Source organism: Lysinibacillus sp. NPDC097162 (genome assembly GCF_044762185.1).
GTDB lineage: Bacteria > Bacillota > Bacilli > Bacillales_A > Planococcaceae > Lysinibacillus.
The window spans coordinates 1,851,665-1,865,652 of record NZ_JBIWDT010000001.1; the positions used below are offsets into that span (position 1 = coordinate 1,851,665).

14 protein-coding genes and 1 pseudogene are annotated in these 13,988 nt (G+C 36.9%); 4 read left to right on the top strand and 11 right to left on the bottom strand.

What is annotated here, in order from left to right:
* The first annotated feature begins 242 nt into the window (after nt 1-242).
* Together ACIQXW_RS09420 and ACIQXW_RS09425 are read left to right on the top strand one after the other, a co-directional pair.
* Nucleotides 243-1,358 carry a methionine biosynthesis PLP-dependent protein gene (locus tag ACIQXW_RS09420; protein ID WP_340824011.1) on the top strand — a complete coding sequence of 372 codons (1,116 nt, stop codon included), beginning with the start codon at nt 243-245 and terminating at the stop codon, nt 1,356-1,358.
* A 3-nt stretch (nt 1,359-1,361) separates the two neighbouring features.
* On the top strand, nt 1,362-2,522 hold the full coding sequence (locus tag ACIQXW_RS09425) for an aminotransferase class I/II-fold pyridoxal phosphate-dependent enzyme (RefSeq protein ID WP_402761458.1): 1,161 nt from the start codon (nt 1,362-1,364) through the stop codon (nt 2,520-2,522).
* Between the two features lie 107 nt (nt 2,523-2,629).
* Here the strand turns inward: ACIQXW_RS09425 and ACIQXW_RS09430 are convergent, their stop codons facing one another.
* Both ACIQXW_RS09430 and ACIQXW_RS09435 read right to left on the bottom strand, forming a co-directional pair.
* Entirely contained in the window at nt 2,630-3,415 is a 786-nt protein-coding gene (locus tag ACIQXW_RS09430; RefSeq protein ID WP_402761461.1) for an alpha/beta fold hydrolase, read from the bottom strand.
* Between the two features lie 81 nt (nt 3,416-3,496).
* Nucleotides 3,497-3,931 (bottom strand): NUDIX hydrolase, encoded by a 435-nt coding sequence (locus tag ACIQXW_RS09435; protein ID WP_402761464.1) that lies wholly within the window; start codon nt 3,929-3,931, stop codon nt 3,497-3,499.
* A gap of 71 nt (nt 3,932-4,002) precedes the next feature.
* On the opposite strand from ACIQXW_RS09435, the gene ACIQXW_RS09440 reads away from it, so the two are divergent.
* Nucleotides 4,003-4,497 carry a GNAT family N-acetyltransferase gene (locus ACIQXW_RS09440; RefSeq protein WP_402761467.1) on the top strand — a complete coding sequence of 165 codons (495 nt, stop codon included), beginning with the start codon at nt 4,003-4,005 and terminating at the stop codon, nt 4,495-4,497.
* Between the two features lie 32 nt (nt 4,498-4,529).
* On the opposite strand, the gene ACIQXW_RS09445 is transcribed toward ACIQXW_RS09440, so the two are convergent.
* The 4 genes from ACIQXW_RS09445 to ACIQXW_RS09460 form a co-directional block, all read right to left on the bottom strand.
* The gene (locus tag ACIQXW_RS09445) at nt 4,530-4,871 is read right to left on the bottom strand and encodes a cupin domain-containing protein (RefSeq protein WP_340824006.1); all 342 of its coding nucleotides are present in this window, start codon (nt 4,869-4,871) and stop codon (nt 4,530-4,532) included.
* 50 nt (nt 4,872-4,921) lie between these two features.
* A complete protein-coding gene (locus tag ACIQXW_RS09450) occupies nt 4,922-5,443 on the bottom strand; it encodes a GNAT family N-acetyltransferase (RefSeq protein ID WP_402761470.1) in 522 nt (173 codons plus the stop codon).
* A gap of 140 nt (nt 5,444-5,583) precedes the next feature.
* Nucleotides 5,584-5,736: a YpzG family protein gene (locus ACIQXW_RS09455; RefSeq protein WP_069513162.1), complete on the bottom strand. Its 153-nt coding sequence runs from the start codon at nt 5,734-5,736 to the stop codon at nt 5,584-5,586.
* 116 nt (nt 5,737-5,852) lie between these two features.
* Nucleotides 5,853-7,520: a sensor domain-containing diguanylate cyclase gene (locus ACIQXW_RS09460; RefSeq protein ID WP_402761473.1), complete on the bottom strand. Its 1,668-nt coding sequence runs from the start codon at nt 7,518-7,520 to the stop codon at nt 5,853-5,855.
* Nucleotides 7,521-7,711: 191 nt separating this feature from the next.
* On the opposite strand from ACIQXW_RS09460, the pseudogene ACIQXW_RS09465 reads away from it, so the two are divergent.
* Nucleotides 7,712-8,298: pseudogene (locus ACIQXW_RS09465) on the top strand (GNAT family N-acetyltransferase).
* 73 nt (nt 8,299-8,371) lie between these two features.
* On the opposite strand, the gene ACIQXW_RS09470 reads toward ACIQXW_RS09465, so the two are convergent.
* From ACIQXW_RS09470 to ACIQXW_RS09490, 5 genes are all read right to left on the bottom strand, one after another.
* Complete coding sequence (locus tag ACIQXW_RS09470; protein ID WP_402761475.1) at nt 8,372-8,686, bottom strand: DUF3784 domain-containing protein; 315 nt, start codon at nt 8,684-8,686, stop codon at nt 8,372-8,374.
* Between the two features lie 89 nt (nt 8,687-8,775).
* Nucleotides 8,776-10,068, bottom strand: coding sequence for an alpha/beta hydrolase (locus ACIQXW_RS09475; protein WP_402761478.1), 1,293 nt, complete (start codon nt 10,066-10,068; stop codon nt 8,776-8,778).
* A 571-nt stretch (nt 10,069-10,639) separates the two neighbouring features.
* Nucleotides 10,640-11,029: a carboxymuconolactone decarboxylase family protein gene (locus tag ACIQXW_RS09480; protein ID WP_402761481.1), complete on the bottom strand. Its 390-nt coding sequence runs from the start codon at nt 11,027-11,029 to the stop codon at nt 10,640-10,642.
* 221 nt (nt 11,030-11,250) lie between these two features.
* On the bottom strand, nt 11,251-12,624 hold the full coding sequence (argH, locus tag ACIQXW_RS09485; RefSeq protein WP_401017356.1) for an argininosuccinate lyase: 1,374 nt from the start codon (nt 12,622-12,624) through the stop codon (nt 11,251-11,253).
* 79 nt (nt 12,625-12,703) lie between these two features.
* Nucleotides 12,704-13,897, bottom strand: coding sequence for an argininosuccinate synthase (locus ACIQXW_RS09490; protein WP_401017358.1), 1,194 nt, complete (start codon nt 13,895-13,897; stop codon nt 12,704-12,706).
* Between the last annotated feature and the right edge of the window lie 91 nt (nt 13,898-13,988).

The following is a 13,988-nucleotide window of genomic DNA, read 5'->3' on the forward strand; positions in this document are numbered from 1 at the left end:
TCTATAGCCTTTTTGTATGTGCTTACAGTTCCATCCTCGGCAATTAATCCCCTACTATTCCTACATGATTTAATTTCAATAATCTATGTAATTTTCTGAAATCATCTTGTCCTTCTGTACTATACATGTTAAATTGGTAACAATTATAGAGAATATTGAAGATACTAATCAAATTATTCTATTAAGAAATAGAGTCCTAATTGGGCTCTTTCTATATTATTGATGAAGAAAAGAGTGACGATATGACAAACAATAGAACTATTGAAACAAAACTTGTACAGCTAGGAAATTTAAGTGACCCGAGTACTGGCGCTGTCAGCCCTCCAATTCATTTATCGACTGCTTATAAACATGCAGGTATTGGTGAATCTACAGGTTTTGACTATGCACGTACAAAAAATCCAACACGTGCCATTTTAGAGGCAGGAATTGCTGATTTAGAAGGTGGCGACGCTGGCTTTGCCTGTAGTTCAGGTATGGCTGCGATTCAACTTGTTATGTCTCTGTTTAAGCCTGGTGATGAATTAATCGTACCGGATGATTTGTATGGTGGTACATATCGACTTTTTAACTTTTTTAATGAAACATACAATATTAAACCGATCTATTCAAAATTTGAGTCTGTTGAGCAAGTAGAGGCTTTAATTAATGAAAATACGCGTGCCCTCTTTATCGAAACACCAACAAATCCACTTATGCAGGAATTTGATCTCAAAGTGTATGCTGAGCTTGCACATAAACACGGTGCATTGTTAATCGTTGATAATACATTTTACACGCCATATTTCCAACGACCAATCGAATTAGGTGCCGATATTGTGTTACATTCTGCGACAAAGTATATTGGTGGCCATAATGATGTTTTAGCTGGTCTAGTTGTCTCAAAAGGCGTTGAGCTGTCAGAACGTATTGGCTATATTCATAATGGTAGTGGAATGGTATTAGGTGCGATGGATTCTTGGTTATTGATTCGTGGATTAAAAACGTTGCATCTTCGCTTAAAACAACATGATGCAAATGCGAAGGCAATAGCAGCTTTTTTAGAAGAAGAAGAACTTGTGACAGACGTACTTTATACAGGCAAAGGTGGTATGCTGTCATTCCGACTTCAAAAGCCTGAATGGATTGACCCATTCCTCCGAAACTTAAAGTTAATTATTTTTGCAGAAAGCCTTGGTGGCGTTGAGAGCTTTATCACATATCCTGCCACACAAACACATGCCGATATGCCTTACGAAGAACGTGTAGAACGCGGTGTATGCGATCGATTACTACGCTTCTCTGTCGGCATTGAAGAAGCTGAAGACTTAATTGCAGATTTAAAACAAGTGTTTGATACGCTGAGAAAAGAGGCATAAAAAATGAAGCAACATATTGAAACAGCCCTTATCCACGCAGGTGTGCGTGATGGCTATGAAAATAAAAAAGGGGCAGTAAACGTTCCTATGTATGTATCTTCAACATTTCATCAAGAGAGCATTGATGAGTTCGGCGAGTATGACTATGCACGTTCTGGTAACCCAACACGTGATGCATTAGAGAAAGCCGTTGCAGAGCTTGAAGGTGGCGTTCGAGCGCACGCCTTCTCTTCAGGAATTGCAGCTGTTTCCGCAGCATTAATGCTATTATCTCAAGGTGATCACATCGTGATTACTGAAGACGTTTATGGTGGCACATATCGCTTTGTTTCGAAAGTATTACCTCGTTTTGGTATCTCTCATACATTCGTTGATTTTTCAGATTTAGCGGCAATTGAAGCAGCCATTACGCCTGCGACAAAGCTTCTTTATATGGAGACACCATCAAATCCAACGTTAGGGATTACAGATATTCGCGGCGTAGTTTCGATAGCTAAACAATATCAATGCTTAACGTTTTTAGATAATACGTTTATGACACCATTACATCAACGTCCACTTGACTTAGGTGTAGATGTTGTAATCCATAGTGCAACGAAATTTTTATCTGGGCACTCTGATATTATTGCAGGACTTACAGTTACAGCTGATGAGCAACTAGGAAACGACCTTTATTTTATCCAAAATTCTTTTGGGAATATTTTAGGTGTACAGGATTGCTTCACATTACTGCAAAATATGAAAACAACGGATGTGCGCTTTAGTCGTTCTGCGGCATCAGCACAAAAGATTGCGCAGTTTTTAGATGATAACCCACTCGTTGAACAAGTATACTATCCAGGTCTTGCATCACATCCTGGTTACGAAATTCATCAAAGCCAATGTACAAGTCCAGGAGCTGTATTGTCCTTCCGCCTACCTCACTATGTAGCAGCGAAAGCATTAGTGGAAGCTATGAAAATCCCTGTTTTTGCTGTATCTCTTGGTGGTGTGGAATCCATTCTTTCCTACCCAGCTAAAATGAGCCATGCTGCGATGGAGCCTGAAGAACGTTCAAAACGTGGTATTACAGATGGCCTATTACGATTTTCAGTAGGCCTGGAGCATGTTGATGATCTAATTGCTGACTTTGCCCAAGCATTAGAAATTGCTGCAAAAGCTTAAAATGTCAGAATTGTTTGAGTGACTGGCACTTCAAACCCACTTCGCTTTCCTGCGGCCAACGTGTAATCCGCGGGAGTTAAGTGGGTTTTTACGTTGTTAATCAAAATTTAACAGCCTGAAGAAAATTCAGAATTGTTTAGGTGACTGGCACTAAGCCAATTGTCTATTATTTCATTAAAAAGAGCTGGATTCGCTAATGAAATACCATGTCCAATATCGGCTACTACCATTCCTTTACAATTAGCATTACTTTTCACCAAGTCATTTGCAGATTTTTTCATGATTGATTTTTCATTATTCCCAACAAGCACAAGCATTGAAGTTTTTACATCTTTAAAGTTTTCTGGGATTAAGAATGATAAATTTTCCGTAAGTACAGTTGTTAACGTTCGTTGTGACATGCGACAGCTTTCTTCATAATATTGCGCAAACTTTTCTTTAGGGATATAAAGCGTTTTAGCTTGAATTTTTGAAAATGTTCGATTTGAAATAAGTGGAGAAGTGAGTTTTATTGTAGGGGCAATCCATTTTTTTAAAGCAGGCATCGGCCTCACTAAAGCGCTATTTATGACAGCCATATCAATTAAATTGGGTCTCATACTTAGCAATTTCACAATAATTTGAGCTCCTAATGAAAAACCGATAATCGTTATTTTTCGATTATGAGAAACCTGTTCTATAAGATCAATTATTTTCTGCGCAGCTTGTTTTATTGAAAAATATGTATCTTCACTATTTTTTCCATGTCCAGGTAAATCAGGAACTATACAATGATAATGTTGGGCAAAATATATTATTTGTTTTTCCCACATCCAGCCACTGACACCTCCCCCATGTAAAAACACGATAAGTGGTGCATTTTTGTCTCCATGTTCTTCATAATAAAGCGTCAAAATTCCTTCCTCCTTTTCATCTTCGACTAGTAGCTCCTTTGTCTTTATAATAAAAATCCCTTCATCTAACGAAGGGGGATTTTAACGTTCATTCATAACACTTCCAAAAATCCGATATAAATAATCGCCATGTCCTTTTGCTAATACAACGGCATCTTTATCTTCAATCCAATAAAATGTAAATTGTAAGTTACTTTCGTTTACGCCTGTCGGATTGTGTTGCCACGTCGGACGTGGATCATTTGATATTAAATGGTAAAAATAACGTTTTTGTAAGGCTCCTGAATAATGTTCGGCATAATCATGTGCGATTAAGCCTTTTACTTCTAAATTTGTTAAACCTGTTTCCTCCGCCATCTCTCGTATTACTGCTTCAAGAGGTGTTTCTCCTTCTTCAACTGTCCCCTTTGGAATTTGGATACCAGCTCCAGCTGTATTTTGTTCAAATACAAGCACTTGAATTCGCCCCTCGCATTCCCTTGTAATATACCCAAATGCTTTTTCCAAAACTTGCATTCATTCATCCCCCTTCTGTTGAATTAAATGTTACAATATATAGAAATTATTGAAATTGTAGGTGATAAGTGTTGACACTCATTATACGACAAATGAAAGAAGAAGACATCCCTTTTGTACAAGAAATTGCCAAAACAAGTTGGGGTGTAACATATGAAGCAATCATTCCGATGCATATTCAGAGTCGTTTTCTGGAAGCTGCCTATAGCGAAGAACGTTTAATAACTCGTCTTCAAACGAGCCCATTTTTAGTTGCCGAGTTAGATGAATCACTTGTTGGCTTTGCTAATTTTTCAACTGTTAATGACGATGGACAAGCAGAGCTATTCGCTATTTATTTACTTCCAGATGTCCAAAACAAAGGCATCGGCTCAGCTCTATTAGAAAGTGGGATTCAAAAATCACGCAGGATAACTTCACTAACTGTATGTGTTGAGAAGGACAATACAATTGGAAATCAATTCTACAAGTCAAAAAACTTCCAATATGTTGAAGAATTCGATGATTTATTTGATGGGCATATTTTAAAAACGTTACGGTTGGAGCTTGTGTTAGCAAAAAAATAACGGAGTCGCTTGCACTCCGTTATTTGCTCGTTTTATTCAAGCAAATCAATTTGCGTAGATTGAATAACGAGGGCTGTTAACCCATTGTCACTTCCTGACTCATGTGCTTCTCCCTCTTGCCAAAGAATTCCCTCCCCTTGTTTTACAAGTAATTTCTCCCTGTCTTTTCCACAGACCCATCCTTCTCCTTGAATAACAATGAATAGCTGTGGTACTGGTGCTTCATGTAATCCAACTACACCACCCGCTTCTATGTATATAAAACCAATATTTGTTGGCTCTACTGTTTTCATTATTTTAGTATAAAATGAATAAAGTGAGTTGTAATTGTTAATTGCATTGCCACTATCCTTTGAGAACTGATAAATTTTCATAGAAAATCCCTCTCCCTATTCAAACGTTTTATAAAATTTCTCTTATGAATTTAAACCATTTTGTACATTAACACATCATCAACATACTCATTATCCCTTACTTTAATTTCCTTAATCTTTCTACCTTCTTCTATAAAGCCCATTTTTCGATAAAGAGCAATGGCGCCTATATTTGTTGAAAATACACCTAAGCAAACTTTTTCAATTACTGGATTGGCAACCGCCCATGTCAGTAATTCCCCTATTAAACGTTTACCAATTCCTTGCCCTCGATAATCTTTTCGAACCATCATGCCAAAACTACCAGTATGGGCTAAACGTTTTCGATTTGGCGACTGAAATACTAGCCAGCCAACGACTTCATCATTGTGTTCTGCAATTAAAATTGTTTCATGGTCATTTGCTAATTTCGACTTTATCCATGCTTGTTGTCCTTCGATCGTTTGCTGATATTCTTCAGTTGTCGTAATTAAAAATAGTTCTTCCGCTAAAACTTCTTGTTGGATTTCAAGCATTTTTTTTGCATCAGCAAGACGCGCAACACGAATGTTCATTTGATTATCCATTTCCATTTCTCCTTCTAAATTCCTTATTTCTTATATTTTACTATAAATCAATTACTTGGATATTTACTAATTTTCTTAAAATAAAATACAAAAAAGCCCAGATATAAAATATCTGAGCTTGATAACACTTATTGCTTCTAGCATGATTAAAACTGTCGGGCTTTCGCTTCACTTCTCAAGATACGGTTATGGAGAGTAATCTCCGTTTCACCATTTACTTGAGATTTCGAACGCTTAATCCTTGTCCAGTTACGGTGGATTTTTTGAGATTTCGGGTCTAGTTGTTCAGGCCTACTCATTTTACATCCTCCTCATCATTATAGACTTCATAAGTGAATCCATGTTAGTATGACCATTTTTTAAAATACTACACGTACATAGCCGCTATTGTGAAAATTTTATATGCCTTACACCGTTACCGCATAACGAAGTTATTTGCACCATCATATACTCTTAGCATATTTCTACCACTTTCCTTAGCAATGTAAAGTGCCTGATCTGCCTTATCAATCAAATCGTAAAAGGTTGAAATGTCCTTATTATCAGAAAATTCCGCAATACCAACACTCACTGTCATAGGAATAAACTGTTCACCTATAGTAAAAGGATACTCTTCAACATTTTTTCTTATTCTTTCTGCTATTTTCACAGCACTTTCCAACGTCGTCGCTGGAGATAAAATTACAAATTCCTCGCCACCATATCTCGTAGTGATATCTTTTATTCGTACGGATTCTTTAATAATCTTTGCAACATGCTTTAGTACCTCATCACCAGTCAGATGCCCATATGTATCATTAACTTTTTTAAAAAAATCGATATCAATCGCTATACAAGAACAATGTTGCTCATTGTTTTTACAGTCTTGAAAAACATGCTCGCCCTGCTCAATTAAATAACGGCGATTATATAGTTTCGTGAGTTGGCAAGTAACAGATAACTCCTTAAGTAATATCGTATCTTCTTTCACTTTCGCGCTCATCTCATTAAAAGATGAACAAAGCTCCTGAAACTCTTTGGCATACGGTGCTAACTGTTTTTCATTAATTTTATAATCGTAATGACCTTGCTCCACCTTACCAACACCTTTTAGTAACTGCTGAATCGGCTCTTCTATCTTTTTCGTTATCATTAACATAACTTTTATGGTTAAAAATGTGCCTACTAAAATACAAATCGCTAACAAACCAAATCTTTTAATTAAAGGTGTATACGCTTCCAATAAATTGACTTCAGAAATAAAATACCATTTGCCTTGATTAATTGGCTTACTTTTTGCTAACACCCATTCGCCGTTTGCGTCCTTATAGGAGTTTATTGGTGATTGCGTTTGATTAGATTGAGCAATCGTCAAAATTCGTTCATCAATGTTATAGTTTTGCGACAATATGTTTTGACTAGCTGAAGCCACTTCTTTCTTATTGGAAACTAATTCTGTTAACAAAGTTCCATCTTGATTGACTATATAAGCATGTCCCCTAAAACCCACTCTTGATTCATTTAAAAGCAAATCAACAGTATTAAAATTTACAGTGCCAAAAACAACACCATTAAATTGTTGTTGCTCATCAAGTATAGGCGATGCGAAAGCAATGATTGGCTCCTTTGTGACTTTACTAATTAATACATCTGTAATATATTGTTGCTTCGTTTTTTGGGCGACTTGGAAATACTCACGATTTTTTACATCAATGCCAATCCCGTTATGTTGATATTCTGTCACTGTATCGAACTGTACTATTCCTTCTTTGTTAACAAAGACTAAATCAGTAAAAACAGTTTGTTTTTTATATTCTTGAAAAAATGCTTGCGTTTGTTCATACTGATAGCCTTTAACAAAAGCTAAATTTGTTATTGTATGTATATCCTCGGAACGCTCCTTTAACCAGCTTTCAAAAAAATAGGTTTGAGCATCTAAGTAATTGGTCATTTCTTCTTTTTGATGGTTAATTGTTTGCTGATATTCGATAAAAATTGTCGGAATAAAAATACATAAACTAATGATAAAAATAATAACGATATGCCCTCTTCGAAGCAAATTTCTTATCTTATTTTGCCATAAAACCTTTTTAATTATGTTCAAAACCTTTCCCTCCACAAAAATTAAATGGAAATTTTTTATTTTTCATATCAAAAATACCACAAGAAATAGATTGTAGCAGTGAGAAATTTAATAGTTGAAAGGTAAATTATAAGAATTCATCGGATTTCTGTTTCAATTCCCTAACAAAATATTTAGTATAATATGTATATTAATTCAATTAGGAGGAACTTATGGAAATTAGAGCGTATCAATTAGAAGATGAAATAGGTTGGGTTCGTTGTAGGGTGTTATCATTTTTAAATACTGCTTATTTTGACAATGTTCTTCAGAAAAAGGAAACATATGCTAACCCAGCCATTGAATTAGTAGCAATTAAGGATCATCAAGTCATTGGTTTAATAGATGTTGAATACGAAGTGTAAGCGCAAACTGTTTGTTCTCGAGGCGATGGGTTGGGAGGAATGATTTGGCACATTGCTGTTCATCCTGACTATCAAAAAATGGGAGTCGGTCATCAACTATTGCAAGCTGCTGAAAAAAGAGCGAAAGAAAAAAATTAAACCGTTTGGAAGCTTGGACAAGAGATGATAAGTGGGTAAACAATTGGTACATAAACAATAAGTTTTCAATTGTAGATTCCTATTTACACGTATTTATTGAAGGTGAAAAGGAAATGAAGCCAACGTTAACATCCGAAATACAAGAATTATACCCCGTTCAAGCATTTGCGCACTATGTAGGAAAGGAAAAGGAGATGATAAAGAATCGCTATACTAGGGTTCATGAATGTTTTTGTTTTGAGAAAAAGTTGTTGTGAATAGCATAATAGAACAAAGTGCGACGCTCATGTAACGAGAGTCGCACTTATGTTGTGAACGTTTCTTAATCCTTTACTTTTTAAAGCGATTTGCTGTGTTTACAAATATGAGTGTAAATACAGTGAGCACTATAAATAGGAGGAGACTAACGATAAAGAGCCATTCGGATTGGAATACCCCATCGAGTGCCCATAATAGTATACAAAAACAGTATCCATACATGATTTTGCCCATAAATTTAGCAAGTGCTTTTTCATTATAGGTCTCTTTTTCACTTTGAGCCATTGTGTTAAAGCCTGCAAGTAAAAATGCTCCTTTGCCTTGCGATAAAACAATTGCAAATATTAAAAATGGAATCATAATAATCAAACATACAATGGCTTCCACGATAATTTTTCCTCCAATGTTGTGGCTCGCAACGAAATTTTTAAAGAGCAACCGCGACTAACAACATACTAGAAGTTTGCGTCATACTGCTAGTCATTTACGATAAATTTATGAATCGCAGGTAATAAGTTCGTATGCAATGGTAATGTTGGATCTGCATAGGTAGCTATATTCTCCTCTCGATTCTCAGGTGCGTTTTTAAGAATATGGTTCATGCCATCCATATAAATAAGCTCCGCTTTTTCATTGCCTTGCTTTAATGCTTCTGCGTCTGTAGCTTTCACTTGGATATCTGTTGTTCCTTGAATAATTAAAACGCGACCTTTAACTTTTTGAAGCTCATTAGCTGGATTATATTTAAGCCAAGATATCATATATGGCTGCACAGAAGGTCTAAATAATGCTTGTAGCTCAGGAGAGACATTTTTCACTTGCTCTCCTTTTTTGAGTGTTGCAAGAATTGTTGTTGCCTCAGTTGTTAGGGCAGGTGTTAATTGTCCTGTTAATTGCTCTAGCAGTAATGTATCAGCAGCTCTACCTGCACCTGCTATTGAAACAAATGATTCCACATCGGCTTTTTGTGCAGCGAGCATGCCTATTAAAGAACCTTCACTATGGCCAATAACATGGACACTTGAATAGTCCTTATTTGCTGAAAGTGCCTTGAGTATTTGAACTGCATCGTCAACATATAAATCGATAGAGATATCATCCTCTTTCGTTAACAAAGACGTATTATCTCCGATGCCTCGTTTATCGTATCGCACACTTGCAACACCTTCTTGCGCTAATCCTTCAGCAAGCATTTTCAAGCTATTATTTTTTCCAGCAATTGCTGAATTACCATCTTTATCGGTCGGTCCAGAACCAGCAATAATGAGGACGACTGGTGACGGCTCCTTACTACTCTTTTGAAGTGCTACTGTTAAATCGCCATCCTTTACAGGAACTGTGAATGTTTCATAGGATACTGGCTCTGCAGGTTGTTCTACATACGGTTTTAATAGCAAACGGAATTTTCCACCATTTTGATTAAACGTTGCTTCGATTTGCTCTCCTTTTAACGTTCCAATCACCTCAATAAGAGAACCATTTAAGTTAATGCTAATTTGTACTTCATTCTCATCATACGTTACGCTTTTAAAAGGATAATTACTTAAGCCTTGCGAAGGAACAGATAAAGAACCACCTTCTTTTTGTAAATCTACAATAATTGGTAGCGAGCCATTTGGAATTTCAATATCGCCTGCCCATTTTCCGATTAGTTGTTCATTCATAACTTGCCCCTCCTTTTTCGTGTCCACCTTTGTTGCCTTTTCTTTTTGTGAACAGGCAACTAATAATATTGCGATACAGCATAATAATACAACTAGTTTTTTCATAAAAGTCCCTCCTTATAAAAAATAGCGATTGCATAAGTATTATCCTGAATATTCAGGACCGTTCGTCGCTACTGTTTCATATGTATGTAAATGCTCAAAGCGTTAAAGATTTTCCAAATAAGGATTTGTAGTCCTCCATCTGTCATATTCAGAGTATAACAGTTGTCGTTGCAAAATCAACTAAAAACAAAAAAGACCCAGAAAAATTCTGGGCCATGGACACTTATACCTTCTATTTGATTGTACAGTTGTGGTTTCTACTTCATCCTAAGATACAGTAACACAGAGAATTCTCTCATTACCTAACCCTTAAGATATGTGAAGTATCAACCTTATTCAGCTGTGGCGGACTTTCCTGAGATTCATTGTCTACTGGTGTTGAACTTGAACTACTCATTATGCATCCTCCTCATCAATTTCGATGATTAAGTGTATCCTTTAACAGTATGGGACACTTTGCAAAAATCTATACATGTTATTCAAAAATTTTTTTCATTTCGACTATAATGCAATTTAAACAAAAGTCTAATTTCGAAGCAATCGGTCATACTAAGCCTCATATTAGATTGTACTATTCGACACTTAATTGCATGTCCTGAAATACTTGCTGGGCAACCGTTAACGCGTTTTGCACACGTGGAAAACCAATATAGGGCACTAATTGTAAAAGGGCTTCTACAATTTCTGTAGGTGTTAACCCTGCATGCAAACCACGTGTAATATGTGTTTTCGTTTGAGGCACGGCACCTTGTGTAACAACCGCTGTTATTACGACAAGTGCACGGCTTTTAGCATCAAGACCTGGCCGTGAATAAACATCTCCATAGGCGAACTCGATAATCATTTTGCGCAAATCAGGTGCTATATCAGCTAGTGCATCGGCGTTGACCATGCGAGCTGCCTCTTCTTCCGTGACATATTGCTTTATCGTTTCTAACCCCTTTGTAAAACGATCCGTCAACGAACATTCCTCCCATTTAGAATAGTATATATTTCCTATACAAAAACCCCAATTTCGCGTCTCCGAAAATTGGGGATTGTCCTTCACTTATGTCAGGTACTCTTTTTAGTTTCACCCTCTGGCTCCACCGAAAAAGGAATAATAAGGTTTTCATAGTGCCTCACTGGACAGCTTTAATGAATATCTATGCAAATGTCACTTAGGACGTGCACGCAAAATAGTTAAGAAAGACAAGCTTTTGCTTTCTCGATTTGAATAGTGACTTGATCGAAACCTGTACCACCTAGTGAATGTCTACGACGTACAGCTGCTTCAGGTGCCAATACATCATAAATATCTTCTTCGATAAGCTCACTTTCTTTTTTCATGTCTTCAATTGGTAAATCTAATAAATAAATGCCCTTTTGAATACATGTAAAGACTAATTTACCTGTTACTTCATGTGCTTCACGGAATGGCATCCCTTTCGTCGCAAGGTAGTCTGCCAATTCCGTCGCATTTGAGAAGTCAGAGTGTACTGCCTTGTGCAAACGCTCTGTATTTACTGTCATCGTGCGCACCATACCTTCAAAGATTTTTAAAGATCCAAGAATCGTATGCACTGTATCGAACATACCTTCTTTGTCTTCTTGCATATCCTTGTTGTAAGTTAACGGTGTTCCTTTTAGTACAGTTAGTAAGCCCATAAGGTTACCGTAGACACGACCCGTTTTTCCGCGAATTAGCTCTGCCATATCGGGATTTTTCTTTTGTGGCATAATGGAAGACCCTGTTGAGAAGGCATCATCCAATTCGATAAATTTAAATTCATCTGTTGACCATAAAATAATTTCTTCGGCAAAACGAGATAAATGCGCCATTAACAATGATGAATTACTTAAAAACTCGACGATAAAATCACGGTCACTTACCGCATCCATAGAATTTGCATATACGTCACTAAAGCCAAGTAGCTCTGCTGATTTTAGACGGTCAATCGGGAAGGTTGTCCCTGCCATCGCACCAGCACCTAGTGGTAATATATCAATGCGTTTCATGGATTCTGTAAAACGTTGTTTATCGCGCTCAAGCATCCAAAAATAGGCCATTAAATGATGTGCAAAAGAAATCGGTTGCGCTCGTTGTAAATGCGTATAGCCTGGCGCAATTGTTTCAACATGCTCCTCAGCTTTTTCTATTAACGTTTTTTGGAATGTCTCGATTAAATCGATTGCTTCCTTTACACGTTTTTTCAAGAAAATATGCATATCTGTTGCTACTTGGTCATTACGACTACGACCTGTATGAAGTTTACCTCCAACTGGTCCGATGCAATCAATTAGCATTTTTTCAAGGTTTAAGTGAATATCTTCATTCGCAACAGTAAATTCTAGCTCACCTGCGATTGCTTTTTCTTGTAATTGTGCAAGACCGCCAAGAATCGCTTCTACATCAGCTGCTGGTAAAATTCCTGTAGCACCAAGCATCGTGACATGTGCGACACTACCTTCTAGGTCTTCCAAAACAAGTTGTTGGTCAAAGCCAATCGATGCGCCAAACTCATCAACCCATGCTTCTGCTGATTTTTGGAAACGTCCGCCCCAAAGTTTTGTCATAACAGCTCACCTTTTTCTACATTTCTTATCGAAAAGGTGCAGTACAGCGTCCATGCTACACTACACCCTAATGTAATAATTATTTTTTATTAACTGAAGAGTTAACCACTGTTGGCAGACCCCATAATTCGATGAAGCCTACAGCTGATGCGTGATTGAATTGGTCTTCTTTAGAGTATGTTGCTAATTTTTCATTGTATAGTGAATTTGGTGATTTACGTCCTTCTACAATCGCATGACCTTTATAAAGTTTCACACGTACAGTTCCATTTACATATTGTTGTGATTCTGCAAGGAATGCTTGTAATGCATCACGTAAAGGAGAGAACCATAAACCATCATAAATTAGTTCTGATAATTTTTTCTCAATAACTGGTTTAAAGTGTGCTAATTCTTTCACAAGCGTTAAGTCTTCAAGCTCCTTATGCGCAGTTAAAAGTACTTTTGCACCTGGAATTTCGTACACTTCACGAGATTTAATCCCAACTAAACGGTTTTCAACATGGTCGATACGGCCAACACCGTGCGCACCTGCTATTGCATTCAGTTCTTGAATTAAATCAGCAAGCTTCATTTCTTTACCGTTTAATGACACTGGTTTACCAGCAATGAATTCGATTTCTACATATTCAGCTTCATTTGGTGCGTTTTCTACAGAAACTGTTAAGCCATAAGCTTCTTCTGGTGGTGATACCCAAGGATCCTCCATTACGCCCGCTTCATTTGCACGACCCCATAAGTTTTGGTCAATCGAGAATGGTGAATCTAATGTTGCAGGAATCGGAACATTATGTTGCATTGCATATTCGATTTCTTCATCACGGCTCCAGCCCCACTCACGTACAGGTGCTAAAACTTCTAAGTCTGGATTTAATGCTTTAATTGAAACTTCGAAACGAACTTGGTCATTTCCTTTACCTGTGCAACCGTGAGCTACTGCGTCCGCACCCACTTCGTTTGCGATTTCCACTAATTTTTTAGAAATTAAAGGACGGGATAGTGCTGATACTAATGGGTATTTTTGTTCGTACCAAGTATGCGCCTGTAACGAAATAAGTGCATATTGTTCAGCAAATTCATCCTTTGCATCTACCATATAAGATTCAATTGCACCAACTTGAAGTGCTTTATTTTTTACAAATTCAAGATCTTTACCTTCACCAACGTCTAGACAAACTGCAATTACGTCCCAACCTTGTTCTTTTAACCACGGAATTGCTACAGAAGTATCAAGACCGCCTGAGTATGCTAATACTACTTTTTTATTTGCCATACGAAATGCGCCTCCAATTGCTCTATATGATATGTATGTTTATACACTCACTTAAAAGTTTATACACGAATAGTAACATGTTATAAAAATA